The organism is Microbacterium shaanxiense, from assembly GCF_054779995.1.
Map to the genome: position 1 here is coordinate 81,755 of NZ_BAAGXE010000005.1, position 25,606 is coordinate 107,360.

Consider the following 25,606-nt stretch of genomic DNA (forward strand, 5'->3'; position numbering starts at 1 on the left):
GATGAGCGGGTTCTCCGCGCTGCCCGGTGCGGTCACCGAGGGGGAGGTCGTCCTGCATCTCGGAGACCCCATCCGGGAGCAGCGGCGTCTCATCGCCGGTACGGCGCTGGCGCCCCTCGGCGATCGCACGGTCATCGAGGTCGCTGGCGAAGACCGTCTGAGCTGGCTCGACTCGATCACGTCGCAGTCGGTCGCCGGGCTCGCTGCGGGCGACAGCACCGAACTGCTGATCCTCGACCCTCAGGGGCGCGTCGAACACGCCGCGGGTGTGCTCGAGGACGGCTCATCGGTCTGGTTGATCGCTGATGCCGCTGATGCCGACGCGCTCGCCGCCTGGCTGCAGCGCATGGTGTTCCGCTCCCGCGTCACGGTCACGGTCCGTGCCGAGCTCGCGCTGCTCGGTTTCTTCGCCGGTGGCGAGGCGGAGTCGGTCATGCGCGAACTGGCATCGTCCCCGAACGGCACTCCGCTGATCTGGGCCGACCCGTGGTCGGCGGTCCAGCTCGGAGGGCACCAGTACTCGACGATCCAGCAGCACCCGTCGGCCGACTACGCCTGGCGCGTGGCGATCGTGGATGCGGATGCTGCGGCATCCGTCATCGACCGCATGGAGGGTGCCGGGTTGGATGCCGCCGGGGTCCTGGCGACCGAGGCGCTGCGCGTCGCGGCCTGGCGGCCACGGTGGGCGAGCGAGGTCGACGAACGATCGCTGCCGCACGAGTCGGATTGGATCCGCAGTGCCGTGCACCTCAGCAAGGGGTGCTACCGCGGTCAGGAGACGGTCGCGAAGGTGCACAATCTCGGGCATCCACCGCGCCGGCTGGCGGCGCTGCAGCTGGACGGGAGCGACGATGTGCTCCCTGAGCCCGGCGCCGCGGTGTTCGCCGCCGACGACGAGGTGGGCCATGTCACGTCGGTGGCCCGGCATCACGAGGACGGTCCGATCGCCCTGGCGATCCTCTCGCGCCGTGCGCCGATCGGGGACCTGATCGTCAGGGCCGGCGGCATCGACGTCGCCGCCGCGCAGCAGGTGATCGTGCCGGCGGACGCCGGCGCGACAGCCGACATCCCTCGGCTGACAAGGCTCTCCCGGCGCCCCGCCGGTCAGGACCCGCGTAACGCCTGACCAGGTGCCACGGCCTCCCAAGGCACTGTCAGCTCTCCGAGTCGCCAGCGTCTGCGGTCGCCGAGGACAGGCCAGCCGCGCTCCTTGAGGCCTTCGACCGCTGCGAGGAAGCGCTGGGTGGCGCCGAACGTCGACAGCGCCGCCGATCTGTCCCACTCGCTGTCGAGGTCGGTGAGCAGAGCATGGATGCGCTCGCCGGGCACATTGCGATGTATCAGTGCCTTGGGCAGCCTTTCGGCGACGATGCCCGGCCGTTCGAGCCCCGCGACCCGGAGCGAGATCGTGAACCGGACCGGGCCGGCAGCCGACACGTCGACCCAGCTCGCGATACGCCCGATCTCGTCGCACGTGCCTTCGACGAGGAGTCCGCCCGGTGCGAGACGGGCGGTCATGGACGCCCAGGCATCGGGCACATCGGTCTCGTCGTACTGGCGCAGCACGTTCATCGCCCTGATCACCACTGGACGCCTCGATCCGCCCAGCGGCACCTCGAAGCCGCCACGGGCGAAGGCGACCGGCAGAGTCGGGGAGAACGCCGTGCGTCCGGCCCGCACCTCTTCGAGTTGAAAGCGCGCGGTGGCCACGCGTTCCGCGTCGAGTTCGAAGCCGATCACCTCGGCGTCGGGGCGCACTCTGACGAGTCGTGCCGCCAACTCGAACGCGGTGACGCCGCTCGCGCCGTAGCCGAGGTCGATGACCAGTGGATCATCCGCAGTGCGCAACGCGGTGCTCGCCGCGATCCACCGGTCGTTGCGGCGGAGTCGGTTGGTCCCCGTGGTGCCCCTGGTGGGGCGGCCGAGCGGGGATGACGCCATGCGTCCATTCTCCCAGACCTCATAGACTGGACGCATGACTGCGACGCGCACCCTCATCCTGCTCCGCCACGGCCAGAGCGAGTGGAACGAACTGAACCTCTTCACCGGCTGGGTGGATGTCCGCCTCACCGATCAGGGCAAGGCCGAGGCCCGTCGCGGCGGCGAGCTGCTCGCGGAGTCCGGTCTGCTTCCCGACGTGCTCCACACCTCTCTGCTCAGCCGCGCCATCCAGACGGCGGACATCGCGCTGGATGCCGCCGATCGGCTCTGGATCCCTGTGACCCGCTCGTGGCGCCTCAACGAGCGTCACTACGGCGCGCTGCAGGGTAAGGACAAGGCGCAGACGCTCGAGGAGTTCGGGCCTGAGCAGTTCCAGCTGTGGCGCCGATCGTTCGACGTGCCGCCGCCCCTGCTCGACGATGACAGCGAGTTCAGCCAGGTGAACGATCCTCGCTATGCGGGCATCGACGGCGAGGTTCCTCGCACCGAGTCGCTCAAGATCGTCATCGATCGTCTGCTGCCCTACTGGGAGAGCGCGATCGTTCCCGACCTCGAGGCGGGCAAGACCGTCCTGGTCACCGCGCACGGAAACTCGCTGCGCGGTCTCGTCAAGCACCTCGACGGCATCAGCGACGACGCGATCGCCGAACTCAACATCCCCACCGGCATCCCGCTGGTGTACGAGCTGGATGAGAACAACGCGCCCACCGGGCCCGGACGCTACCTCGATCCGGAGGCCGCTGCCGCGGGCGCTGCCGCTGTCGCATCGCAGGGCAAGAAGTAGCCACCGCTGCCCACTACGAAGGAACCCCCTGCAGAGCTTCTGCAGGGGGTTCCTTCGTCTAGTGCAATGGGACGGATCAGGCGAGGCCCTTGCCGTCGGGGCTCTGTCCCTCGGCCTCCTGAGCCTCGGCTGCGGCGAGCGCGATGTCCTCCTCGTCGACGGCCCAATCGCCGGTCGCGAGGTAGACGACCTTCTTGGCGATCGCGACGGCGTGGTCTGCGAAGCGCTCGTGGTAACGGCTGGCGAGGGTGGCATCCACCGTGGCGCCCGCCTCACCCTTCCAATTGTCGCTGAGCACCTTCTCGAAGACCTTGGCGTGCAGCTCGTCGACATCGTCATCCGAATTGCGGATGTCGTCCGCGAAGCGCAGATCCTGCGTGCGCAGCAGTTCGCTGAGCGTGCGGGCGATCTCGACGTCGAGCTCACCCATGCGGGTGAACGTGCTCTTCAGGCCCTTGGGGATGGCGCGCTCCGGGAAGCGCAGACGGGCCAGCTGGGCGATGTGCTCGGACATGTCGCCCATGCGCTCGAGCGAAGCGCTCACCCGGAGGGCGAAGACGACGATGCGCAGGTCGCGGGCGACCGGCTGCTGGCGGGCGAGGATCTCGATCGCCTGCTCGTCGAGCTTCACGGCGAGTGCGTCGATCTTCGCGTCGTCGGCGATGACCTCCTCCGCGAGTGCGACATCGCCGGTCGCGAAGGCGCGGGTGGCCTTGTCGATGGAGACGTTGACGAGGTCGGCGATCTCCACGAGACGGGACTGCACATCCTCGAGGGACTGATGGAAGAGTTCACGCATGAGCGGCGCAACCTTTCGTTCTGAGCTCGGGCGGTCCGGCCGGCTGATGGCGGGCGCTGCAGTGTGCGCACGCCCTAGGCGATTGTGTTCGTCGAAGGTTAACGAACGGTGCCCAGCACGTGAATACTAGTTCGCCGACGTCCGAGATGGCGCGGAAACTCGCCGGACGCGAGGTGAACGCACTCTACGCTGGTGACATGAACTCGCCGCAGATCGCGCTGCTCGCCCTCGCCATCGGCCTGGTGATCGGTGTGGGATTGGCGCTGCTCGTGTTCTGGGCGTACCGCGCTCGCGCCAGGGTCGTGGAGGAATCCTCGTCGGTGGTCCCGCAGGGTGCGGTGGATGTCCTGGACAGCATGGATGACGCCGCGTGCGTCGTGGATCCGTCCGGTCTCGTGCTCGCGATCTCCCACGCCGCGGCGCGCTTCGGCATCGAGGTCGGTGCGACATTGGACATCCCCGAACTGCGCGAACTCGTGCGCAGCGTGCGCTCGAGCGGAGCATCCACGACCGAGACGATGCGCATCACCCGGCCGGGGGTCAGCATCGATCCGCGATTGGTGTCTGCGCGTGCCAGCGCGCTCGGCGCGCGGCTGACGCTGCTCATCGTGCGCGACGTCACCGAGCAGGAGCGACTGGATCAGGTGCGCCGCGACTTCGTCGCGAACACCAGCCATGAGCTCAAGACGCCGGTGGGCGCCGTGAGCCTGCTCGCTGAGGCCATCGAATCCGCGGCTGACGATCCTGCACAGGTGCGGATCTTCGCCTCGCGCATCTCCGCGGAGGCTGCCAGGCTCGGACAGCTCACCGGTCGCATCATGAGCCTGTCACGGCTGCAGGCCGCTGACGGCATCACCGACTTCGACCCGGTTGCGATGGACGAGGTCGTCACCGCGTCGATCGAAGCGCATGCGGTGCAGGCCGATTCGGCGGGGGTCGAACTGATCCGCGGAGGTGACAGGGGCGCGTTCGTCAGAGGCGACGCGCAGATCCTGATCGAGGCGGTCGGCAACCTCATCGCGAACGCGATCGTCTACTCGCCGCGCGGCTCACGCGTCGGCGTCGGCGTGAAGATCGAGGGGGAGACTCTCGAGGTCGCGGTGTCCGATCAGGGCATCGGGATCTCGGAATCGGACCGAGAACGCATCTTCGAGCGCTTCTACCGCGCGGATGAGGCGCGCTCCCGCCGCACCGGCGGCACCGGCCTCGGTCTCTCGATCGTGAAGCACGCCACGCAGCGCCACGGCGGCGAGGTGCGGGTATGGTCCCGGCCGAGTCGCGGATCCACCTTCACGATGGTTCTGCCTCGCATCGATGCCCCGTTGCCCGAGGCCACAGATCGTAAGACCAAGAAGAAGCGCGCGAGGAAGACGGCCAAGGCCGCGGCCCTGCGCGCCCGAAACGGAGAGACCGTATGACCCGCATCCTTCTCGTCGAGGACGAGCCAGACCTTGCCGATCCGCTTGCCTACCTGCTCCGCCGTGAAGGGTATGAGGTGGAGATCGCGGAGGACGGCCCTGGCGCACTGACCGCCTTCAGGGAGCGCGGCGCCGACATCGTCCTGCTCGATCTGATGCTGCCGGGAATGCCGGGTACCGAGGTGTGTCGGCAGATCCGCTCGACCTCGGCGGTGCCGATCATCATGCTCACGGCCAAGGACTCCGAGGTGGACATCGTCGTGGGGCTCGAGCTCGGTGCGGACGACTACATCACGAAGCCGTACTCGTCGCGCGAACTGCTGGCGCGCATGCGCGCCGTGCTCCGGCGCGTGGTCCAGGCGGACAGCGATCTCGACGAACGGGTGCTCGACGGCGGGCGCGTCACGCTCGACATCGACCGGCACACCGTGACGGTCTCCGGCGAGGAGATCAACATGCCGCTGAAGGAATTCGAGCTGCTGGAAGTGCTGATGCGCAACTCCGGCCGCGTCCTCACCAGGGGGCAGCTCATCGATCGCGTGTGGGGCAGCGACTACTTCGGAGACACCAAGACGCTCGACGTGCACATCAAGCGCATCCGTTCGCGCATCGAGGAGAACCCCGGCGAACCGGTCATGCTCGTCACCGTGCGCGGTCTCGGCTATCGCTTCGAGGGCTGACGCACCAGACGCGAAGAGGCCGGCACCCACCCGGGTGCCGGCCTCTTCGCGTGTCGCGCGATCGTCTGATCAGGCGTCGTCCTCCTGCGGGACGAGATCGGCGTAATACGGGAGAGCGCCGTCGAGCACGGGAACGTCAGCGGTGGAACCGGTGGCATCGCCCGACTGGAAGTACATCCTGACCGTGGCGCCCGGCATCGTGTCGAGGTCGTCGATGCGCAGCGGCTCGGCATTGGCGCCGAGGCTCACGGAGTCTCCCGCGCCCACGCGGAGGGTGAGGGGATCGAGCCCCTCGATCTCGACGGTGAGGGTCGCAGCCTTGTCGGTCGAGTTCACGATCGCGGCGACGAGGTTGCCGGTCGAGCCGTCCTCCGTCGCGATGATCATGGCGTTGCGGATCTCGAGAGGTCCGTCGGAGTCGGCGATGTTCACCCCGTCGGAGGCCGAGTACTGGATCTCAGTCGACTGCGGGGTGATGAACGTGCAACCCGTTGCGCCGAGCAGAACGAGGGCGCTGAGGGCGGCAGACGCTACAAGGCGCGATTTCACGGGTCCTCCTGGGAGATTTTGGGATATCCGAAACCATTCTACGGGTATGGGAGGGCCCTCCATCGGACAGTGCGGGGCAAACCTTAGTGCATGTCGCCTGTGGTATTCTGGAGGTTGCCGAAAGGACACGATTTTATGCTTTTTGAAGTTGGCGAGACGGTCGTCTATCCGCACCATGGGGCCGCGACGATCATCGAGGTCAAGGATCGCGTCATCAAGGGCGAGACGAAGAAGTACCTGAAGCTGAACGTCACGCAGGGCGATCTCATCATCGAGGTTCCCGCAGAGAACGTCGACCTCGTCGGCGTTCGTGACGTCATCGGTCAGGAGGGCCTCGACCACGTGTTCGAGGTGCTGCGCGCTCCGTTCACGGAAGAGCCCACGAACTGGTCCCGTCGATACAAGGCGAACCTCGAGAAGCTCGCCTCCGGCGACGTGATCAAGGTCAGCGAGGTCGTGCGCGACCTGTGGCGTCGCGATCAGGACCGCGGTCTGTCGGCGGGGGAGAAGCGCATGCTCGCGAAGGCACGTCAGATCCTCATCTCCGAGCTCGCGCTCGCTGAGAAGTGCGACGAGGACAAGGCCGGGGCACTGCTCGACGAGGTCCTCGCTTCCTGATGGCTCGGGCCCTCGGGCCTCGCTAGTGTGAGCGTGTGACTCTCATTCCTGTACCCACCACGGCGGTCATCGTCGTGGCGGGCGGTTCCGGCACACGGCTGGGCGCCGCGGCACCCAAGGCGTTGGTCGGCATCGACGAGCACTCGGTGCTCCGCCATGCGCTCGACGGCGTGTTCGCCGCAGAGGTGGTCGCGCAGGTCGTCGTCGTCGCGCCCGCGGGACACGAGGGTGATGCGGAGACTGAGCTGCGCGCTGCCGCAGGGGACCGGCATGACCTCGGTCGTGTCGTGACCGGCGGTGAGACCAGGCAGCGGTCCGTCGCCGCAGGGCTGGCGGCGCTGTGGGGCGACATCGCCACGGTGCTCGTGCACGACGCCGCACGCGCCCTGACACCGCCGTCGCAGATCGACGCGGTCGCGAAGGCTGTGACGGTCGAGTCCGGAGTGATCCCTGCGTTGCCTGTCATCGACACCCTCAAAAGAGTGGATGCCGTCGACGTGCTCGCCGCCGTCGATCGCTCGGAGCTCGCCGCGGCCCAGACTCCGCAGGGCTTTCCCCGTGCGCTCCTCGAACGGGCGTACGCCGCCGCGGAGGAATCCGGCGTCGAGTACACCGACGACGCCGCGCTCTTCGCTGCCGCGGGGCATCCGGTACGCCACATCACCGGTTCGGAACGCGCGTTCAAGATCACGACACCGGCGGATCTCGCACGAGCACGGCAGATACTCGACGCGTCCGCACCCGCCGGCCCTGCGATCCCTCGCATCGGCGTCGGAACGGACGTGCACGCATTCGGCGGCGAGGGCGAGTTGTGGCTCGCAGGAATCGTATGGCCGGGGGAGCCGCCCCTGTCCGGCCATTCCGACGGCGATGCGGTCGCGCACGCCATGGTCGATGCGCTGCTCGCGGCGGCGGGGCTCGGCGACATCGGCGAGCACTTCGGCACCGCGCACCCCGAATACGCCGGCGCGCATGCCGATGTGTTCCTCTCCCGCACGGCCGAGCTCCTGGCGGCGGCGGGCTTCGCGATCGGCAACGTCTCGGTGCAGTTCCAGGCGGCGCGGCCGCGGTTCAGCGCTCGTCGAGCGGAGGCCGAACGCGCACTGTCCGCAGCTCTCGGCGGTGCATCCGTCACGGTCACCGCGACGACCACCGACGGCCTCGGCTTCCCCGGTCGAGGAGAGGGCATCGCCGTCACAGCGGTGGCGCTCATATACCCCGGGTAGTCTGGTGCAGTGACTCTCCGCCTCTACGACACCCGTGCACAGCAGCTGCGCGACTTCGTGCCGCTCGACCCGCGGAATGTCACGATGTACGTGTGCGGGCCGACGGTGCAGTCCGGACCCCATATCGGCCACGTCCGTGCGGCGCTGAGCTTCGACATCCTGCGCCGCTGGCTGACGCACCGCTTCGGTCGTGTGACGTTCGTGCGCAACGTCACGGACATCGATGACAAGGTGCTCCTGAACGCGACGGATGCCGAACCGTGGTGGGCACTGGCCTATCGCATGGAGCAGCAGTTCACCGCCGCGTATGCCGGCGTCGGAATCCTCGCCCCGTCGTACGAGCCTCGCGCGACGGCATCCATTCCGCAGATGCAGGAGCTCATCGAGACCCTGATCGAGCGCGGCCACGCGTATCCGGCGCCCGACGGCTCCGGCGACGTGTACTTCGACGTGCGGTCCTGGGCGGAGTACGGCGCTCTCACTCACCAGTCCGTCGATGCGATGGAGGCCGCTGAGGACGCCGATCCCCGAGGCAAGCGCAACCCGCAGGACTTCGCCCTCTGGAAGGGCGCGAAGCCCGATGAGCCGATCGACGCGATCTGGGCGTCGCCATGGGGCGCGGGCCGTCCCGGCTGGCACATCGAATGCTCCGCCATGGCCAAGCGCTACCTCGGTTCCGAGTTCGACATTCACGGCGGCGGACTCGACCTGCGCTTCCCCCACCACGAGAACGAGCTCGCGCAGTCGACCGCCGCGGGTGAGAGATTCGCGAAGTACTGGGTGCACAACGGACTGGTGACCGTCGACGGGCAGAAGATGTCCAAGTCGCTCGGCAATTTCACGCTCGCCGCCGACGTGCTGGCCGTGCACGACCCGCTCGTGGTCCGCTACGCGCTGGCCGCCGCGCACTACCGATCGAGCCTCGATCTCACCGAGTCGTCGTGGACCGAGGCGGAGGCTGCGCTCGGACGCATCACGACGTTCCTGGCCAGGGCGGAGCGGGCCGCCGTCGCCGACGGTGAGCACCGTGACGGCATCGAACTGCCTGCGGAGTTCGAGCGCGCGATGGACGACGATCTCGGCGTTCCGCAGGCTCTCGCGGCAGTGCACGAGTCCGTGCGTCGGGGGAACGCGGCCTTGGACGGCGGCGACGCGGCCGACGCCGAGCGCGCACGTCGCGAGGTCGCGGCGATGACGAGCGTCCTGGGCATCGATCCGCACGATGCCGAATGGACGACGAACGGCGGAGCCGAAGCATCCGCCCTCGATGCGCTCGTGCAGACGATGATCACGCAACGGGCCCAGGCGCGGGCCGACAAGGACTGGGCGGCAGCCGACCGCATCCGCGACGCGATCGCGGCGGCCGGCATCGCTCTCGAAGACACACCAGACGGAACTCATTGGAGTATTGATGGCTAAGCCACAGCGCCCCGGCGCAAGCAACAGCAAGAAGAAGGGCCCTACCAAGGGCACCGGCGGACTCGGGCGAAAGTCGCTCGAAGGACGCGGCCCGACGCCCAAGGCAGAGGACCGCGCCTGGCACCCGGCCGGTAAGCGCAAGGCTGCCGCGGAGCGCTACGCCGCCTCCGGCGGCAAGGGCAAACCCGGCGGGCGTCCGAGCGGCGGCAACCCCAACCGGGCTCCGAAGTTGAAGGCGGGCGACGAGACCGAGAACGTCACCGGCCGCAACTCGGTGCTGGAGGCGCTGCGGGCCAAGATCCCCGCCACCGCGTTCTACATCGCGCAGCGCGTCGAGATGGACGATCGCGTCAAGGAGATGCTCTCGATCGCCACGCACCGCGGCATCCCCGTGATGGAGGTCACGCGCCAGGAGCTCGACCGCATGGCCGGCTTCGACGGCGTGCACCAGGGCGTCGCGCTCAAGGTTCCCCCGTACGAGTACGCGCACCCGCAGGATCTGCTGGAGCAGGTGATCGATCGCGGTGAGCTGCCCCTGTTCGTCGCCCTCGACGGCATCACCGATCCGCGCAACCTCGGCGCGATCATCCGCTCGACCGCCGCGTTCGGCGGACACGGCATCATCCTGCCCCAGCGCCGCTCGGCGGGTGTGAACTCCGCGGCCTGGAAGACGAGCGCCGGTGCTGCCGCGCGCATTCCGGTGGCCATGGCGACGAACCTCACCACGCAGCTGAAGGAGTTCAAGAAGCAGGGCGTGTTCGTGATCGGCCTGGACGGCGGCGGAGATGTGTCGCTGCCGGCGCTCGAGCTCGCCGATCGCCCTGTGGTCATCGTCGTCGGATCCGAGGGCAAGGGTCTCTCGCGCCTGGTGACCGAGAACTGCGACCAGATCGTCTCGATCCCGATCTCCGCGGCCACCGAGTCGCTGAACGCCGGCATCGCGGCATCCGTCGCGCTGTACCAGGTCGCGACGGTGCGCGCACAGCTCGCCGGGAAGTAGTCAGGAGAGGTCATGGCTCGCATCGCCGTCATCGGAGGAACCGGCTACGCCGGCTCGAACATCGTCGCGGAGGCCGTGTCACGCGGACACTCCGTGGTCTCGGTCGCGCGTTCCGTGCCGACCGAACGCGTCGAGGGCGCGGTGTACATCGAGGGGAACATCCTCGATGTACCAGGTCTGCTGACCCAGATAGAAGAGGTCGACGTCGTGATCCAGGCGCTTTCGCCGCGTGGTGACATGGTCGGCAAGGTGCGTCCGGCGACCGCTGAACTGTTCGCGGCGCTGCCCGATGCCGTGCGCCTCGGCGTCGTCGGGGGAGCGGGCGGCAGCCTGGTCGCACCGGACGGTCCTCGGCTCGTGGATGCGGGCTTCCCCGAAGAGTTCAAGGCCGAAGCCATGGAAGCGATCGGTGTGCTGGAGGACCTCCAGAACACCCCGGAGGACAAGGACTGGTTCTTCGTGCACCCGGCCGGCGGCTTCGGCAACTGGGCACCGGGTGAGCGCACCGGGACGTACCGCGACGGCGGGCCGGTCCTGGTGACGGATGCCGCGGGCGAGTCGTACATCTCAGGACGTGATCTCGGTGTCGCGTTCGTCGATGAGATCGAGAACCCGAACCATCACCGCGAGAACTTCGCCGTCGGCTACTGAGGCGTCGGCTACTGAGCTGTTGGTCACTGACCGCTAGACGAGATCGCGCCAGTCGACCTCGCCGGTGTCGTCGGTGACCGCCACGGCGCCGGTCATCACCGGAAGCGACATCGTCTCGGTCGGTGGGCCCATGATCGTGGCCTCGTCGCGCCGGTGCCGCAGCACGTCGTTGATGTACGAGGTCAGCACCTCGGCCAGGGGGATGGATCTGCCGTTCGCCTGCGAGAGGTACCAGCGGTGCTCCAGCACCTGGTGGAACACCTCCGCAGGCTCGAGCTTGGCGCGCAGGTCGTAGGGGATCGCGCGCACCACCGGTTCGAAGACCCTGGTGAGCCATTCGTGCGCGTACATCTCCTCGTCCGCCCACTCCTTCTTGGAGCGCGCGCGGAACTCGTCGAGGTCGTTCAGCAGCCGCCTGGCCTGGTTCTCCTCGACGTCGAGACCGGTGAGCCGGATGAGCCGGCGCTGGTGGTGGCCCGCGTCCACGACCTTCGGCTGTATCTCGACGACTGTGCCATCGCCGGTCGTCGTCATCGACATCTCGTCGATGTCGAAGCCGAGAGCGTTCAACCGCTCGACGCGTTCCGTGATGCGCCACGTCTCGTTCGCGGAGAACGACTCCTCGGCGGTGAGCGCCGCCCACAGCGAATGATACGACGAGACGATGCCGTCGGCGATGGCGATGGCGTCCACGCCGTGCTCGAGACGCCCACCGGCGGCGAGGTCCATGATCTCACCGGCGATGTTCGTGCGTGCGAGATCCAGGTCGTAGAGACGCTGCCCCTGCGTGAGACCCTCTTCATGCAGTTCGCCGGTCTCGGCATCCACCAGATACGCGGCGAAGGCGCCCGCATCCCGGCGGAACAGCGTGTTCGACAGCGAGACGTCGCCCCAGTAGAACCCGATGTTGTGAAGACGGACGAGCAGCACCGCGAGAGCGTCGACCAGGCGGGTGGCCGTGTCGGGACGCAGCACGCGGGTGAACAGCGCGCGATATGGCATCGAGAACCGCAGGTGTGACGTCACGAGCACCGCGGGCAGCGGGGTGCCTGCGTCGTCCGATCTTCCGGCGATCACCGCGACGCGATCGACGCATGGCACGTCGAGACGCGCGAGCCCTCCGAGCATGTCGTACTCGCGCTGGGCCATCTCCGCCGTGGTCTCTTTGACGGCGACGACGCGACCGGACAGATCGGCGAAGCGCACGAGATGCCTGGAGAGGCCCTTGGGCAACGAGACGATGCGTTCGGACGGCCATTTCGCGAGCGGCGTCGACCATGGCAGTGACAGCAGGTCGGGGGTGACCTTGCTGGCGGTGATGCGCAGTGCGTCCTGCATGTGGCTCCCGGGAAACGACACGGCGCGGGCGACCCGAAGGTCAGCCCGCGCCGTGTGCGATGGAACTTACGCGGCCGAGACGATCGGCTTGTCGTTCAGACGCAGGCCCGACTCGATGTCGAACGCGTGGACGTGGCCCACGTTCGCTGCGAGAGTGACGGTCTCGCCGGCGTTCGGGTGGCTGCGGCCGTCGACGCGAGCGACCAGGTCGGTGCGCTTGCCGTTGATGTCGGTGTGACCGTAGAGGTAGCCGTCTGCGCCGAGCTCTTCGACGAGGTCGACCGTGACCGAGAGGCCCTTGCCGTCGGCGGGGCCGACGACGATGTCCTCGGGGCGGACGCCGACCGTGACCTGGCTGCCGTTCGCACGACCGACGGTGTCGCGGTCGAGCGCGACGACCTCGGTGCCGAACCGCACGCCGCCCTCGGCGAGATCCGCCGAGAAGAGGTTCATGGCAGGCGAGCCGATGAATCCGGCGACGAACACGTTCTCCGGCTTCTCGTACAGGTCGCGCGGCGTGCCGACCTGCTGCAGCAGACCATCCTTGAGGACGGCGATGCGGTCACCCATGGTGAGCGCCTCGGTCTGGTCGTGCGTGACGTAGACCGTGGTGACGCCGAGACGACGCTGCAGCGAGGCGATCTGCGTACGCGTCTGCACGCGCAGCTTCGCGTCGAGGTTCGACAGCGGCTCGTCCATGAGGAACACCTGCGGCTGACGGACGATCGCGCGACCCATGGCGACGCGCTGACGCTGACCACCGGAGAGCGCCTTCGGCTTGCGGGTCAGGTACTCCTCGAGGTCGAGGAGCTTGGCGGCCTCGAGCACGCGGGCTGCGCGCTCTTCCTTGTTGACGCCGGCGATCTTCAGGGCGAAGCCCATGTTCTCGGCGACCGTCATGTGCGGGTACAGCGCGTAGTTCTGGAAGACCATGGCGATGTCACGGTCCTTCGGCGGAACGTCGGTGACGTCGCGATCGCCGATGAGGATGCGGCCGTCGTTGACCTCTTCGAGGCCGGCGAGCATGCGCAGGGACGTGGACTTACCGCAACCGGAAGGGCCGACGAGGACGAGGAATTCGCCGTCTGCGACCTCGAGGTCGAGCTTGTCGACCGCCGGGCGGGTGCCGCCCGGGTAAAGACGCGTCGCCGCGTCGAACGTGACAGATGCCATTGTTTTCTCCTTCACCGGCAGGTACGTGCCGGACGATCCGTTGTGATGGATGCGGCGGGTATGAGCCGCCGTGGCCCACCTTTGGGCCGAGTCAAGTATGGCACGCGGCGGCCGCACCTGGGTATTTCCCAGCCTGACTGGTTAACATCGATTGCGGTCCTGCTCGTGAAGAGGACGCCGGGGAGCCCGTCCCCATCAAGACTTTCAAGAGGAACGATGTCGAGCGACGAAACGCCGAACGTCCCCACCCCTCGCAATTCTCGTGAGGCGGTCCGGGAGAAGGCACAGAAGGTGCACGCCAAGCAGTCGAGGGCGCGCATCATGCGACGGATCATCGTCGGCGCTGTCGCCGTGGTCGCCGTCGGTGCGATCGGCACCGCAGTGACCATGGCCGTGACCTCGTCGGTGTCGAAGCCGGCGCTGAGTCCGACCGGCATGGACGCGGACGGCATCATCGTGAACACGGCTCCGAGCGTGGGCGCCGAGGATGTGCCCGAGACTCCCGCACCGGAGGAGACCGAGGCCGGGGCAGGCGAGACGGCCGAGCCGACGCCAGAGCCGACCGCATCGCAGGCGGCTGTCGACGTGCACATCTACGTCGACTACCTGTCGCCGGGTGCTGGCGAGTTCGAGCGCGCCAACGCACGCCAGCTGGCGGGATGGATCAACGAGGGCGCTGTCACCGTCACGTATCACCCTGTCTCGATGCTCACCGCGAGCTCGAACGGCACGAAGTACTCGCTGCGTTCGGCGGCAGCGGCGGCCTGCGTGGCGACGCACTCGCCGGAGCAGTTCTACCCGTTCAACCACGAGCTCCTCGTCGACCAGCCCGAGATGGACACCGACGGACGTTCGGATGTCGAACTCGCCGACCTCGCGATCGCGGTCGGTGTCGATGACCCGAAGGTGATTCGCAACTGCATCGAGGAGGGCGACTTCGCCTCTTGGGCCAAGGACGCCACCTCTCGTGCGCTCGAGGGACCGCTCGTGGGCTCCGACGACCTCGTGCTCACCAGCGCTCCGATGATCGTCGTGAACGGACAGGCATATGTGGGCTCCCTGAAGGACCCCGCGGAGTTCTCGCAGTTCGTGCTCACGGTGGCCAGCGACACAGAAGGTTCCTCGTCGACGCCTGAGCCGACGCCCGCGCCGACAGCATCCGAGACACCGGCCGAGTAGCCGGTTCGGAGACGAGCTCCGGTCTCGCTAAACTGGAGCGGTTCGCCGACTTAGCTCAGCTGGTAGAGCACCTGTCTTGTAAACAGGATGTCACGGGTTCGAATCCCGTAGTCGGCTCCACATGGGCACCGGTTCAGCGCAGATTATTTCGTCGCGCTGAGGAAGCACTACACCTTGTGCGGAGGCTTCGCGAAGGATGACAAAGACAGACGAGCTCGTGTGAGAGTTCGTCGCTGAGGGCGGCAGGCCTGAGGAATCACTCGTCTCAGGCATCCGGTCTCTCACTGCCGTGACGTCAGACTTGCGACGATGGGATTGTGACAACATGACCGACTCGACCGCGGGCGAGAGGCAGGCTCCGTTCAAGGCGTGCGGTGGATCCCGCCACATCCAAGATTTTTGCGCTCAGGGGCGGCCATGCTGTAATCATCCTATGAACCCCGATGCGTCTGTTCCTTCCCACGCTCCGGCCCTGGGCTTTCCGAGGCGCACATTCGTCAAGACGGCGGCGTGGTCCGTGCCGGTCATCGCCACCGCTGTCGCTCTTCCTCTCGCGGCCGCCTCCACCGGAACGGGGGCCCAGAGCTTCACTCCGTCCATCAGTGCTGCTCTCGCCATTCCCGATCAGTTCTCCGGCGCCTTGACCTACAACGCTGGCATCGAGTACACCACCTTTGTCGCGGATGACCCTGCGGGTGAGACCTTCACTTGGACCATCCATCTGGTGAACCGCTATGACGACAGTGCCGCCCCGATCCTGGTCGACTCCGGCGCTGCGGTGATCGCGAGGGGCGAAACCTGGACGACCAGCGGTACATTCGACACCTCCACCACGCCTCCCGGCACCTACCGTGCGACAATCACCGTCTCCACTCCTGCGCGGACGAGGGACACGTGGTCCGAGTTCCGGCTCGCCTTGCCACTTGCGGCACCGCCGTCCGCGGCGCGCGAGGATCTGACGCTCCAGCTGGACGCCGAGTATGTCGCGCCCGCCCCTGAGAACCTCAACCGCGCGCTGCTTCCGTGGGGTGTGACAATCGGTTACGTCGGTTCGGACACCGAGCACTCTTACCTCTTCGGATGGGGGCTCACGATACATAGAGCAGGCGTCGCAGATCCTGTCTACGAGACAGGGCCGTCCTCAATCAGCGGACGTGCGTCGGTCGGGGCCCCACAGCACCACGAGAACGTCTACTCCAATGACAGCCTCGGGGTCGAGCCGGGCACTTACACGGCCACGCTCACTGTCAACACCCAACCGGAGCTCACCATCGAGAAGACGGTCGTCGTCCCCGCCTGACAGACCTGACAGCGGACGCATCGGATCACTCGCCGGACGAGCGGCTCCCGCCCGTCTCTCACTTTTGGCATGACTTCCAGCGACGCGGAGCCTTCCCGTCGCGGCGAGATCATAGGCATGCTGTTCTTCGTGATCGGCACCCCGATCGCCGTGGCGTTGCTCTTCCTGCTGTTCTGACGTCCAGATCGCCTTCGCGGGTTCCTCGATCACCCTGTGATCCCGCCGACGCGATGCATTCGTTCGTGTTCGCGTCGTCGCGGCGACCGGGCTATCCGGTCACGCCGTCGGGAGACTCGGCGATCTGACGGCGCAGCTCAGGCCGGATCTGAGTCGGGATTCGCTCGGCGTCGGGCCCGACTTTCCGGGATCGCGCCGAACCCGCTCATGAGCGGTGAAGCGCTCGCACGCAATGCAGAACTGCGCACCGGCACGCTCGCGCTCGGCGTTCTCGTCGACTGGCGGGAGATCAACAGCGACCCCCGCGTGGTCATGATGATCGACGTGGAGACCGTCGACGGCATCTCGTTCCGCGGCATCGCAGACGAGGCGCTCACGATCACCGAAATCACCCGGCTCTCCCCGGGCCAGACGTTGCCAGTGCGCTACCGACCGGCGACCATGGACCACTACGTCGCCCTCGGCCGCGACGCCGACCCCGCCGACGTGCAGCGGCTCTCTGACGAGATCGCGAGCCGTAAGCGGACCTGATCCGAGTCGGCTCCATCTCGCCCGAACGCCGCTCTATCGCGCGCTGTTCGGCCTCCGCCCACGCCGGGGACGATCGTGCCATGCCGCAATCGCCTCCGGGGTGAGATCATCGCGATCCCAGAGGTACCCTGACACGTTCCCGATCGGATCGATGAACGCATCGCTGGCCGAAGACGCATCACCGGAGTCGCGCCGGCGCATCGTCTGTCGAAGCGACACGGGTGTCACGCCGAGCAGTTCGGCGACCTCGTCGATCGTCGCGTAGCGCGCGGCGAAGCGCGGGTCCGCGGTACCGTCGCGCCGCGCGCGAGGGCGCGAGCCGCCTTCCTCAGTTCCCATCGAATCTCCTTCGTCGGTGAAGCCTCACGATAGCCGAGACGCGCGGCGGCGTCCCGCGGCTCCGCAGATAGCATGACCGAATGGATGAGCCCCTCACCCGCCTCGATCTGGCAGGCACCCACAACTTCCGCGAGGTCGCCCCAGGCGTGCTGAAGCCCGGGGTGCTGTACCGCTCGGATGCGCTGCACCGGCTCACCCGCGAGGGACGCAGGAGGCTGAGGCAGCTCGGCATCCGGCAGGTCATCGACCTCCGATCGGCCATCGACCGACGCATCGGAGGGCGCGACCGGCTTCGAGGCACTGGTGCGACACGACTGTCGGTGCCGATCGACGGTGCACCGCGCACGATCGACCCGCGCACCCTCACGCTGCGACAGGTGTACGAGACGGTGCTGTCGCGTCATCAGGGCGATCTCGGACGGGTGATCCGCACCGTCGCGTCGGCGGATGCTCCCGTGCTCGTGCACTGCACCGCGGGCAAGGATCGCACCGGCTTGGTCGTCGCCCTCATCCTTACAGCGCTCGATGTCGACCGCGACATCATCCTGGCCGACTACTCCGCGACGGCGGCGAACCTGTCGGGGGAGTGGACGGAGCGGATGCTGCGCAGGATGCGCCGATTCCGCGTGCCCATCACGGACAACCTGGTTGAGGTGCTCGCAGGGTCGCCGGTACAGGCGTTGAGCGACGCGTTCGACTGGCTCGACCGTGAGCACGGCGGCGCTCTGCCGTATCTGGAGAGGGCGGGCGTGGACGGCGCAGTACGCGATCAGCTGCGCAGGGCACTGCTTCCCCGCAGCAGTTGAGTCGCGGTTGCGTCAGGCCGGCTCCTCGGACCTTCGCCGCCTGAGGAGCAACGGCGCGGCCAGACCGTGCAGCACGATGCTGCCCACGACCGTCGCGACCATGACGGTCAGCACGATCACGCCCTCGTCCTCAGGGAGTGCGTTGTACGCGAGCAGCCCGAACACGATCGACGCTGTGCCGCGCGGGCCGAGAGCGCCTACCAGGAGACGGTCGCCTCTGCCCACAGTGCTGCGCATGAGAGAGAGGTACACCGGGATGATGCGCAGCACGGTCAGCGCGAGCACGGCGAACAGCAGCATCCACCAGTCGATCCCCGACACGACCACGACGAGCATCGCGCCGCCGAGCACGAACCACACGAAGCTCGCCGCCAGGGAGCCCACCTCCTCCACGAGAAGCAGCTCGCTGTGGTCGATCCCTTCGGACAATCGCCCCTTCGTGCGTGTCATCCGGTAGCCGATCCCCGCGACGAAGGCGGCGACGAAGCCGTTCGCTTCGAACGCCGGTATGTTCGCCACGCCGTAGGCGATCAGAGGGAGGATCAGCATGACGTAGCGGGCGCCGAGGGCATCCGCGATCGCCCGCGCCCGCACGATGCGCACCATGTATCCGATTCCGGCACCCAGCACGACGCCGATCACGATGGCGATGACCGTCGACGGCACCGCGTTGATGAAGACGTCGAAGAACCTGATGATCGGTGCCTCGAGCGAATCCTCGGTGATATCGGATTCGGGCGTGTGCGAGAACGTCGACCAGATGACGGCCAACGCGAGCGACATGCCGAACACCGGAGAGATCAACCCGTCGTTGTACCCGCTCTCCACGTTCAGAATCTGACGCAACCGCGCGGGAACGCGCCGATTGCGCAGCAGCGAGGCGGCCGGAGCGAAATCGGTCGGCAGGATCACGCACGCGATCACGAAGAGCAGGAGCAGACCGGCGTCGGGTATCAGGAACGCGCCCGCCGTCACGGTCAGTGCGATCGACAACGGCAGCGCGATGAGCACGAGACGCGCGATCACCTTGCCTTCGCGGCCGAAGATGCCGCCCTTGACCTCGGTGGCGTCGACGAACAGCAGGATCGCGAGGATGACCTCGACGATCTTCTCGGAGATCGGCGAGTCGATCGCGCTGCCGAAGGCATCGACGTCCCAGATGACAGTGGCAGCACCGAGCAGCAGCAGTCCCAAGGGTCCTGCGACTCCCCAGCGTTCGAACCGGTGCGAGATCAGCGACCAGAGCAGGATCGCGGCGAGACCGATCAGGACGAGATGCGGCATGCTCGTGCCTAGGGCCGGGCCGAGACGGTGATCCGCTCGGCCAGCTCGCCGGATGCGAGGAGTGCTTCGTCGATGAGCTCGCGACTCGGCGGGCCGTTCAGCCATTCCTGGCTCATGCCAGGGGGGATCAGCACCGGCATCCGATCATGGAACTCCTTGAGGTGCTCCGCGGCCGGCGCCATCACGATGGAATAGCACGTGATCCATTCGCCGTCCGGTGTGCGCCCGCGCTGGGTCACGGCGGCCATGCCGAACAGTGCCTGGTTGTCGAGGGCGAACTCGTGCCATACCCTCGCCGGCTTCTGCATCTCGAACCATCCGGTCGACGGCACGATCGCGCGGGTCTTGAGTCCGTTCGGGCGATCCTGCAGGCGTTCGGACCGCGTGTTGATCGAGGGGAACTTCGCCGGCTCGCCGTTGACGAGATAGCCCCACCACGCGGGCTCCACAGCGACTGCGCCGCCGTCGGAGACGACCAGCGGATTCAGATTGCGCAGATTCCTGCCGGTCGGTCGCAGGGTCTCGCCATCGTTCTGCTCCGCCCAGGTCCGGAGCCCCTCGATGACGTCGGCGTCCGTCTCGGCAAGCAGCTCGGCGTCGGTGAATCGGGGATCCAGTCCGTAGCTCGCGCACATGCCGCAAGAGTAGCGCCGACCGGCGACTTCGGGCACGTGCAACCGCTCGGGTAGTGTGCTCAGGTGACCGTGACCCGAAGCCTTCCCGCGCCGTTGGCGCTCGGCGGTGCCGTCGCGATCGGCGCGATGACGGCGATCCAGGCGCGCATCAACGGAGTGCTCGGCGTGCGCATCGACGACGGCATCGTCGCCGGACTCGTCTCGTTCGGTGCGGGGCTCGTCGCCCTCATCGTCGTCACCGTCGCGCTGCCCTCGGCGCGCGCAGGCGCCGGACGCCTCTGGCGAGGTGTCCGCTCCCGCACCATTCCCAACTGGATGCTTCTCGGCGGCGCCTGCGGAGCGCTCACGGTGTCGACGCAGGGCGTGACCGCGGGCGTGCTGGGCGTCTCGCTGTTCACGGTGGGCGTCGTCGCCGGTCAGACCGTGCACGGCCTCGTGCTGGATCGGATCGGATTCGGGCCGGCCGGAGTCGTGGCCGTGACCCCCGGGCGTGTGCTCGGCGGTGTGTTCGCACTCGCGGCGGTGGGCGTGTCGCTCAGCGGAGACGTGATCGCGAGCACGCCGCTGTGGCTGCTGCTGCTCCCGTTCGCCGCCGGTGTCGGCATCGCATGGCAGTCGGCGGCGAACGGGCGCCTCGCCCAGCGTGTGGGCTCTCCGATGACGGCGACGCTGATGAGCTTCCTCGCCGGCACCGCTGTGCTCATCGTCGCGGCCGCCGTCAGCGTCGCGGTGCGAGGGATGCCGGACGCGCTGCCGCTCGAGCCGTGGCTGTATCTCGGCGGGCTGCTCGGCTTCGCCTACATCCTGCTCGGAGCGGCGATCGTCGCGCACACCGGGGTGCTGCTGCTCGGGCTCGGCTCGGTGCTCGGCCAGTTGACCGCGTCGGTGATCATCGACGTGCTGTGGCCGCCGGCATCCGGGCCGGCGCACTGGCAGCTCGCGCTGATGATCGCGGTGGCCGTGGCCTCCGTCGTGGTGGCGCTGCCGTGGCGGCGTCGGCGTCGTCGCTGACTACTTCTTCGACTTCTTCGACTTCTTCTTCGGCATCGCGGTCAGCATCGCTTCGGCATCGACGCTCCTGCGGCGCCCCGGCTTCTTGCCCGCAGGCTTGCCCCCGACGTAGAGCCACCCCAGGAGCTCCTCGTTCTTGCGCAGTTCGTGCGCCTTCGCGACCGCCTTGGATCGGGTGTACTCGCCCGTGCGCCAGAAGACTCCCCAATCGGCCTCGTCGAGCAGCAGACTCAGGGTGTGCGCGACGCCGGAGGCGACGGCCTCCTGCTCCCAGCGCGGCACCTTGCTTCGTGAACGGTAGCTCGCCACGACGGCGATCAGCAGGGGAGCGCGCAGCGGCTTGGAGGAGGGGCTCTTGTCGCCCTCGGCCTTGGCCAGCGCCTTCCCGAGCGTCACCCTGTCATCGCCGCGCAGCTCGATCAGGCGCCACGGACGCAGCGAGGAATGGTCGGCGACGCGACCGGCGGCCGTGATCAGTGTCAGCAGTTCCTCGCGGGTCGGCGCGGCATCCGTGACCTTGGACCAGGAATGCCGCGCCCTCACGGCATCGAGTGCGCTCACGCGTCGGTGTCGCCGGGGGTGAAGTTCAGCGCGAGGGAGTTCATGCAGTAGCGATCTCCGGTGGGGGTGCCGAACCCGTCAGGGAAGACATGCCCGAGGTGCGAACCGCAGTTCGCGCAGCGCACCTCCGTGCGCTGCATGCCGAGGGTGTTGTCCTCGATGAGCTGCACGGCGTCGGGGCGGATCGACTCGTAGAAGCTCGGCCATCCGCATCCGGAATCGAACTTCGTGCCGCTCTTGAACAGCTCGACGCCGCAGGCGCCGCACGTGTAGAGACCCGCACGCGTCTCGTCGAGCAGCTCACCGGTCCACGCACGCTCGGTGGCGGATTGGCGCAGCACCGCGTACTGCTCTTCGCCGAGCTCCGCGCGCCACTCGTCCTCGGTCTTCTTCACGCTGTAATCCATGGTGCCTCCTGGGTCACTTCCATTCTGCCCCTCCTGCGCACCACCGGCGTCGCATCCGATGGTCGCCGGCGCGAGAATGAGGACATGACGGATGCTGTGCGCGAACGCTACGGGCGCTTCGCCCTTGACGAGGCTCCTGGGCGCTCCGCCCTCTACGAGGAGTGGGCGCGCGGCGTCGAGGGCGACGCCGACGTGCAGGCGGTGCTCGCACGGATCCCTGCGACGCATCGGCAGCCTCCGCTCGTGTTCGCCGTGACGCGGATGCTGGGGGCGCCCCTCGCCAGGTTCGATCAATGGCGCCGCTTCCTCCTCGCCCACGCCGACGAGATCGTCGCCGAGTGCGGGGCACGCCGGGTGCAGACCAACGAGCCGTTGCGACTCGCACCGCTGCTGCCCGTGCTCTCGGAGATCGACGGTCCCGTGGCGCTGCTGGAGATCGGGGCATCCGCCGGGCTGTGCCTGTACCCCGATCGCTATTCGTACCGTTTCGTGGATGCGGAGGGAGAGCTGCGGGCGGCTCTCGATCCGGACGACGGGGTGTCGGAAGTCGTCCTGTCGAGCGAGGTCCGCGGCGAGATGCCGCCGGTGCGGATGCCGCACGTCGTCTGGCGTGCGGGTATCGACCTGGACCCGCTCGACGCGCGGGATCCGCGTGATCGCGCGTGGCTGCAGGGTCTGGTCTGGCCGGGGGAGTCGGGGCGGGAGGAGCGCATCGCCGCCGCCCTCGATGTCGCAGCCGCAGAGCCGCCGATGATCGTGCGCGGTGACGCCCGCGACCGCATCGCGTCGGTCGCCGCATCCGCGCCAGTGGATGCCACGCTCGTGATCACGACCCCGGGAGTGCTCGCCCACATCCCCTGGGCGGCGCGGCAGGCGCTCATCGCACAGGTGCGGGCGCTTCCTGCCCGCTGGATCACGATCGACGCGCCATCGCTGCACGACGCCTGGCAGCCTGCGCTCGACCCCGATACGTGGCCGGGGTTCGTCGTCGCGCTCGACGGTGACGTGCGAGCGGCTGCGGATCCATTGGGGCGATGGTGGGAGTGGCGCGCCGGCGCGGGAGATGTTCGCGCTTAGCCTGGGGGGCATGCTCGGAGACCTCACTGATCGCGACCGCGCGATCCTCGCGCTCGAAGCGCGCTGGCCGCGCCACGGCGGGTCCAAGGAGGAGGCGATCCGCAGCACTCTCGGCATGAGCCCTGCCCGCTACTACCAGTTGCTCGGTCGCCTCATCGACACCGAGCAGGCTCTCGAGCACGACCCGCTCCTGGTGAGGCGTCTGCGCCGCCTGCGCGAGAACAGGACCGATCAGCGCGTGGCCAGGATGCGCGGATTCGCCGGCTGACAGGCATCTCCTGTGGGTGGATTCTCGGCGACGGGCAGATAGCATCGTCGGGTGTCCAAATCCGTGAGAGATCGATTCGATGACGTTGCGCCCTCCTCAGGGCGTGTGGGAGCGCATCGCGCCGAAGCCCCGGGGATGAACGGCTGGATCGTGCTGCTGTGGTCGTTCGTCGCCGCGCTCGTCCTCATCGTCATCGGCATCTTCGTCGCCCTCGTGCTGATGGGCCGCATCAACCTCTTCCCCACGGCGGAGCCGACCGCCGTGCCGACCCCTGAGGTCACCGGCGTCGTCGACACGACCTACAGCGTGCTCGTGCTCAACGCCTCGGGTGAGGAGAATCTGGACGTGCAGCTCCAGGAGACGATCGTCAACAGCGGATGGTCTGCGGATTCGGTGAGCTACGGGCCGGCCGGCTCGCAGGATTTCGCCGACACCACGGTCTACTACGTGTCCGAGGCGGATGAACTCGCCGCGATCGGTCTCGCGGATGTCATCGGAGGGGCGGAGGTCGTGCAGGACGATTTCTATGCCGACCCGAACAATCCCGACCAGAAGCAGCTCGTGATCGTCATCGGAACCGATCGTGCGACCGTCGCGCCCGAGTCCGAAGAGCCTCCCGCCGAATAGACGTCGGCCGCGGCTTGCACTCGATGGGGTCGAGTGCCAGAATGGGCGTTAGCACTCGCATACCCTGAGTGCTAATCAGAACGTCTACGTCCAGGAGGGACGACAAAACTCATGGCAAAGATCATCGCTTTCGATGAGGAGGCCCGCCGCGGCCTCGAGCGTGGCTTGAACATCCTCGCCGACGCTGTCAAGGTGACCCTCGGCCCGCGCGGTCGCAACGTCGTGCTCGAGAAGAAGTGGGGCGCCCCCACGATCACGAACGACGGTGTCTCGATCGCCAAGGAGATCGAGCTGGACGACCCGTACGAGAAGATCGGCGCGGAGCTCGTCAAGGAGGTCGCCAAGAAGACCGACGACGTCGCGGGTGACGGAACCACCACCGCGACCGTCCTCGCTCAGGCGCTCGTCCGCGAGGGCCTGCGCAACGTCGCAGCCGGCGCCGACCCGATCTCGCTCAAGCGCGGCATCGAGAAGGCCGTCGCAGCCATCACGGCCGAGCTGCTCGCCAGCGCGAAGGAGATCGACTCCAAGGAGCAGATCGCCGCCACGGCATCCATCTCCGCCGCCGACACCGAGATCGGCGAGCTCATCGCCGAGGCGATCGACAAGGTCGGCAAGGAAGGCGTCGTCACCGTCGAGGAGTCGCAGACCTTCGGCACCGAGCTCGAGCTCACCGAGGGCATGCGCTTCGACAAGGGCTACCTGAACCCGTACTTCGTGACGGACGCAGACCGCCAGGAGGCCGTGTTCGAGGAGCCCTACATCCTCATCGCGAACTCGAAGATCTCGAACATCAAGGATCTTCTCCCCGTCGTCGACAAGGTTATCCAGGACGGCAAGGAGCTTGTCATCATCGCCGAGGACGTCGAGGGCGAAGCCCTTGCGACTCTCGTGCTGAACAAGATCCGCGGCATCTTCAAGTCGGCTGCCGTCAAGGCTCCCGGCTTCGGCGACCGTCGCAAGGCTCAGCTGCAGGACATCGCGATCCTCACCGGTGGTCAGGTCATCACCGAAGAGGTCGGTCTCAAGCTCGAGAACACCACGCTCGACCTTCTCGGCCGCGCACGCAAGGTCATCATCACCAAGGACGAGACGACGATCGTCGAGGGTGCTGGCGAGACCGACCAGATCGAGGGTCGCGTGACCCAGATCCGCCGCGAGATCGAGAACACCGACAGCGACTACGACCGTGAGAAGCTCCAGGAGCGTCTCGCCAAGCTCGCCGGTGGCGTCGCCGTCATCAAGGCGGGTGCAGCGACCGAGGTCGAGCTCAAGGAGCGCAAGCACCGCATCGAGGACGCCGTTCGCAACGCGAAGGCAGCCGTCGAAGAGGGCATCGTCCCCGGTGGTGGAGTCGCACTCATCCAGGCCGGCACGAAGGCTCTTGACGCTCTTGAGCTCACGGGTGACGAGGCGACCGGTGCGAACATCGTTCGCGTCGCCATCTCGGCTCCGCTCAAGCAGATCGCGCTCAACGCCGGTCTCGAGCCCGGTGTCGTCGCTCACAAGGTCTCCGAGCTGACCAGCGGTCACGGCCTCAACGCCGCGACCGGTGAGTATGTGGAGATGTTCGCGGCCGGCATCATCGACCCGGCCAAGGTCACGCGCTCGGCTCTGCAGAACGCAGCATCGATCGCCGGCCTCTTCCTCACAACCGAGGTCGTCGTCGCCGACAAGCCCGAGAAGGCCGCTGCTCCGGCAGGCGACCCGACGGGTGGCATGGACTTCTGATCCAGGCCCCGACATGACAGGAACGCCCCGGCCTCGGCCGGGGCGTTCCTGCGTTCCATGGGGGGCGATGGAACGGC

28 protein-coding genes and 1 tRNA gene are annotated in these 25,606 nt (G+C 67.6%); 19 read left to right on the forward strand and 10 right to left on the reverse strand.

Features of this window, described 5'->3' with window-relative positions; genetic code table 11:
• Nucleotide 1: 1 nt before the first annotated feature.
• Nucleotides 2–1,126, forward strand: a complete 1,125-nt coding sequence (ygfZ, locus tag ACYVG2_RS16695; RefSeq protein ID WP_448967471.1) for a CAF17-like 4Fe-4S cluster assembly/insertion protein YgfZ — start codon at nucleotides 2–4, stop codon at nucleotides 1,124–1,126.
• Here the strand turns inward: ygfZ and ACYVG2_RS16700 are convergent.
• Complete coding sequence (locus ACYVG2_RS16700) at nucleotides 1,105–1,941, reverse strand: methyltransferase domain-containing protein (RefSeq protein WP_460782025.1); 837 nt, start codon at nucleotides 1,939–1,941, stop codon at nucleotides 1,105–1,107. The two genes, ygfZ and ACYVG2_RS16700, sit on opposite strands and share 22 nt — an antisense overlap.
• A 34-nt stretch (nucleotides 1,942–1,975) precedes the next feature.
• On the opposite strand from ACYVG2_RS16700, the gene ACYVG2_RS16705 reads away from it, so the two are divergent.
• On the forward strand, nucleotides 1,976–2,725 hold the full coding sequence (locus tag ACYVG2_RS16705) for a phosphoglyceromutase (protein WP_460782026.1): 750 nt from the start codon (nucleotides 1,976–1,978) through the stop codon (nucleotides 2,723–2,725).
• A gap of 76 nt (nucleotides 2,726–2,801) precedes the next feature.
• Here ACYVG2_RS16705 and phoU read toward each other — a convergent pair whose 3' ends face one another.
• Nucleotides 2,802–3,524, reverse strand: a complete 723-nt coding sequence (gene phoU, locus ACYVG2_RS16710; protein ID WP_460782027.1) for a phosphate signaling complex protein PhoU — start codon at nucleotides 3,522–3,524, stop codon at nucleotides 2,802–2,804.
• 197 nt (nucleotides 3,525–3,721) lie between these two features.
• Between phoU and ACYVG2_RS16715 the strand changes: the two genes are divergently transcribed.
• Nucleotides 3,722–4,942 carry a sensor histidine kinase gene (locus tag ACYVG2_RS16715; protein ID WP_460782028.1) on the forward strand — a complete coding sequence of 407 codons (1,221 nt, stop codon included), beginning with the start codon at nucleotides 3,722–3,724 and terminating at the stop codon, nucleotides 4,940–4,942.
• The gene (locus ACYVG2_RS16720; protein ID WP_188437158.1) at nucleotides 4,939–5,622 is read left to right on the forward strand and encodes a response regulator transcription factor; all 684 of its coding nucleotides are present in this window, start codon (nucleotides 4,939–4,941) and stop codon (nucleotides 5,620–5,622) included. The genes ACYVG2_RS16715 and ACYVG2_RS16720 overlap by 4 nt, the downstream gene beginning before the upstream one ends.
• A gap of 69 nt (nucleotides 5,623–5,691) precedes the next feature.
• On the opposite strand, the gene ACYVG2_RS16725 is transcribed toward ACYVG2_RS16720, so the two are convergent.
• Complete coding sequence (locus ACYVG2_RS16725) at nucleotides 5,692–6,171, reverse strand: DNA modification methylase (RefSeq protein ID WP_460782029.1); 480 nt, start codon at nucleotides 6,169–6,171, stop codon at nucleotides 5,692–5,694.
• A 135-nt stretch (nucleotides 6,172–6,306) separates the two neighbouring features.
• Here ACYVG2_RS16725 and ACYVG2_RS16730 point away from each other — a divergent pair, with 135 nt between their 5' ends.
• Genes ACYVG2_RS16730 through ACYVG2_RS16750 form a run of 5 tightly spaced genes read left to right on the forward strand, consistent with a single transcriptional unit; the run spans nucleotide 6,307 to nucleotide 11,085 of the window.
• On the forward strand, nucleotides 6,307–6,789 hold the full coding sequence (locus tag ACYVG2_RS16730; protein WP_033106646.1) for a CarD family transcriptional regulator: 483 nt from the start codon (nucleotides 6,307–6,309) through the stop codon (nucleotides 6,787–6,789).
• A 35-nt stretch (nucleotides 6,790–6,824) separates the two neighbouring features.
• On the forward strand, nucleotides 6,825–8,015 hold the full coding sequence (ispD, locus tag ACYVG2_RS16735) for a 2-C-methyl-D-erythritol 4-phosphate cytidylyltransferase (RefSeq protein ID WP_460782030.1): 1,191 nt from the start codon (nucleotides 6,825–6,827) through the stop codon (nucleotides 8,013–8,015).
• Between the two features lie 9 nt (nucleotides 8,016–8,024).
• The gene (gene cysS / locus ACYVG2_RS16740) at nucleotides 8,025–9,434 is read left to right on the forward strand and encodes a cysteine--tRNA ligase (RefSeq protein WP_460782031.1); all 1,410 of its coding nucleotides are present in this window, start codon (nucleotides 8,025–8,027) and stop codon (nucleotides 9,432–9,434) included.
• Complete coding sequence (rlmB, locus tag ACYVG2_RS16745; RefSeq protein WP_460782032.1) at nucleotides 9,427–10,434, forward strand: 23S rRNA (guanosine(2251)-2'-O)-methyltransferase RlmB; 1,008 nt, start codon at nucleotides 9,427–9,429, stop codon at nucleotides 10,432–10,434. Before cysS ends, rlmB begins: the two co-directional genes overlap by 8 nt.
• Before the next feature lie 12 nt (nucleotides 10,435–10,446).
• Nucleotides 10,447–11,085, forward strand: a complete 639-nt coding sequence (locus tag ACYVG2_RS16750) for an NAD(P)-dependent oxidoreductase (protein ID WP_460782033.1) — start codon at nucleotides 10,447–10,449, stop codon at nucleotides 11,083–11,085.
• A 33-nt stretch (nucleotides 11,086–11,118) separates the two neighbouring features.
• On the opposite strand, the gene ACYVG2_RS16755 is transcribed toward ACYVG2_RS16750, so the two are convergent.
• Both ACYVG2_RS16755 and ACYVG2_RS16760 read right to left on the reverse strand, forming a co-directional pair.
• Nucleotides 11,119–12,423 (reverse strand): DUF4032 domain-containing protein, encoded by a 1,305-nt coding sequence (locus ACYVG2_RS16755; RefSeq protein WP_448967792.1) that lies wholly within the window; start codon nucleotides 12,421–12,423, stop codon nucleotides 11,119–11,121.
• Nucleotides 12,424–12,489: 66 nt separating this feature from the next.
• Complete coding sequence (locus tag ACYVG2_RS16760; protein WP_460782034.1) at nucleotides 12,490–13,596, reverse strand: ABC transporter ATP-binding protein; 1,107 nt, start codon at nucleotides 13,594–13,596, stop codon at nucleotides 12,490–12,492.
• Nucleotides 13,597–13,812: 216 nt separating this feature from the next.
• Between ACYVG2_RS16760 and ACYVG2_RS16765 the strand changes: the two genes are divergently transcribed.
• The 4 genes from ACYVG2_RS16765 (at nucleotide 13,813) to ACYVG2_RS16780 (ending at nucleotide 16,783) form a co-directional block, all read left to right on the forward strand.
• On the forward strand, nucleotides 13,813–14,775 hold the full coding sequence (locus ACYVG2_RS16765; protein WP_460782035.1) for a DsbA family protein: 963 nt from the start codon (nucleotides 13,813–13,815) through the stop codon (nucleotides 14,773–14,775).
• Nucleotides 14,776–14,819: 44 nt separating this feature from the next.
• Nucleotides 14,820–14,895, forward strand: a tRNA-Thr gene (locus ACYVG2_RS16770).
• Nucleotides 14,896–15,292: 397 nt separating this feature from the next.
• Nucleotides 15,293–16,075, forward strand: a complete 783-nt coding sequence (locus tag ACYVG2_RS16775) for a hypothetical protein (RefSeq protein WP_460782036.1) — start codon at nucleotides 15,293–15,295, stop codon at nucleotides 16,073–16,075.
• Nucleotides 16,076–16,459: 384 nt separating this feature from the next.
• Nucleotides 16,460–16,783 carry a hypothetical protein gene (locus tag ACYVG2_RS16780; RefSeq protein WP_460782037.1) on the forward strand — a complete coding sequence of 108 codons (324 nt, stop codon included), beginning with the start codon at nucleotides 16,460–16,462 and terminating at the stop codon, nucleotides 16,781–16,783.
• A 33-nt stretch (nucleotides 16,784–16,816) separates the two neighbouring features.
• Here the strand turns inward: ACYVG2_RS16780 and ACYVG2_RS16785 are convergent, their stop codons facing one another.
• Nucleotides 16,817–17,122, reverse strand: coding sequence for a hypothetical protein (locus ACYVG2_RS16785; RefSeq protein WP_460782038.1), 306 nt, complete (start codon nucleotides 17,120–17,122; stop codon nucleotides 16,817–16,819).
• A gap of 80 nt (nucleotides 17,123–17,202) precedes the next feature.
• On the opposite strand from ACYVG2_RS16785, the gene ACYVG2_RS16790 reads away from it, so the two are divergent.
• Nucleotides 17,203–17,928 carry a tyrosine-protein phosphatase gene (locus ACYVG2_RS16790; protein WP_460782039.1) on the forward strand — a complete coding sequence of 242 codons (726 nt, stop codon included), beginning with the start codon at nucleotides 17,203–17,205 and terminating at the stop codon, nucleotides 17,926–17,928.
• A 12-nt stretch (nucleotides 17,929–17,940) separates the two neighbouring features.
• On the opposite strand, the gene ACYVG2_RS16795 is transcribed toward ACYVG2_RS16790, so the two are convergent.
• Together ACYVG2_RS16795 and ACYVG2_RS16800 are read right to left on the reverse strand one after the other, a co-directional pair.
• Nucleotides 17,941–19,212, reverse strand: coding sequence for a cation:proton antiporter domain-containing protein (locus ACYVG2_RS16795; protein WP_460782040.1), 1,272 nt, complete (start codon nucleotides 19,210–19,212; stop codon nucleotides 17,941–17,943).
• A gap of 8 nt (nucleotides 19,213–19,220) precedes the next feature.
• Nucleotides 19,221–19,847, reverse strand: a complete 627-nt coding sequence (locus ACYVG2_RS16800) for an SOS response-associated peptidase family protein (protein ID WP_460782041.1) — start codon at nucleotides 19,845–19,847, stop codon at nucleotides 19,221–19,223.
• Nucleotides 19,848–19,940: 93 nt separating this feature from the next.
• Between ACYVG2_RS16800 and ACYVG2_RS16805 the strand changes: the two genes are divergently transcribed.
• Nucleotides 19,941–20,858, forward strand: coding sequence for a DMT family transporter (locus ACYVG2_RS16805; protein ID WP_448967793.1), 918 nt, complete (start codon nucleotides 19,941–19,943; stop codon nucleotides 20,856–20,858).
• On the opposite strand, the gene ACYVG2_RS16810 is transcribed toward ACYVG2_RS16805, so the two are convergent.
• Together ACYVG2_RS16810 and msrB are read right to left on the reverse strand one after the other, a co-directional pair.
• Complete coding sequence (locus ACYVG2_RS16810) at nucleotides 20,859–21,419, reverse strand: nitroreductase family protein (RefSeq protein WP_460782042.1); 561 nt, start codon at nucleotides 21,417–21,419, stop codon at nucleotides 20,859–20,861.
• Nucleotides 21,416–21,826: a peptide-methionine (R)-S-oxide reductase MsrB gene (gene msrB, locus ACYVG2_RS16815; RefSeq protein WP_460782043.1), complete on the reverse strand. Its 411-nt coding sequence runs from the start codon at nucleotides 21,824–21,826 to the stop codon at nucleotides 21,416–21,418. Before msrB ends, ACYVG2_RS16810 begins: the two co-directional genes overlap by 4 nt.
• A gap of 84 nt (nucleotides 21,827–21,910) precedes the next feature.
• On the opposite strand from msrB, the gene ACYVG2_RS16820 reads away from it, so the two are divergent.
• The 4 genes from ACYVG2_RS16820 (at nucleotide 21,911) to groL (ending at nucleotide 25,529) form a co-directional block, all read left to right on the forward strand.
• On the forward strand, nucleotides 21,911–22,903 hold the full coding sequence (locus ACYVG2_RS16820; protein ID WP_460782044.1) for a DUF2332 family protein: 993 nt from the start codon (nucleotides 21,911–21,913) through the stop codon (nucleotides 22,901–22,903).
• A gap of 10 nt (nucleotides 22,904–22,913) precedes the next feature.
• Nucleotides 22,914–23,171, forward strand: a complete 258-nt coding sequence (locus ACYVG2_RS16825; protein ID WP_448967490.1) for a DUF3263 domain-containing protein — start codon at nucleotides 22,914–22,916, stop codon at nucleotides 23,169–23,171.
• Between the two features lie 51 nt (nucleotides 23,172–23,222).
• Nucleotides 23,223–23,798, forward strand: a complete 576-nt coding sequence (locus ACYVG2_RS16830) for a LytR C-terminal domain-containing protein (protein ID WP_460782045.1) — start codon at nucleotides 23,223–23,225, stop codon at nucleotides 23,796–23,798.
• 111 nt (nucleotides 23,799–23,909) lie between these two features.
• Nucleotides 23,910–25,529, forward strand: coding sequence for a chaperonin GroEL (groL, locus tag ACYVG2_RS16835; RefSeq protein WP_259063833.1), 1,620 nt, complete (start codon nucleotides 23,910–23,912; stop codon nucleotides 25,527–25,529).
• Nucleotides 25,530–25,606 lie beyond the last annotated feature (77 nt).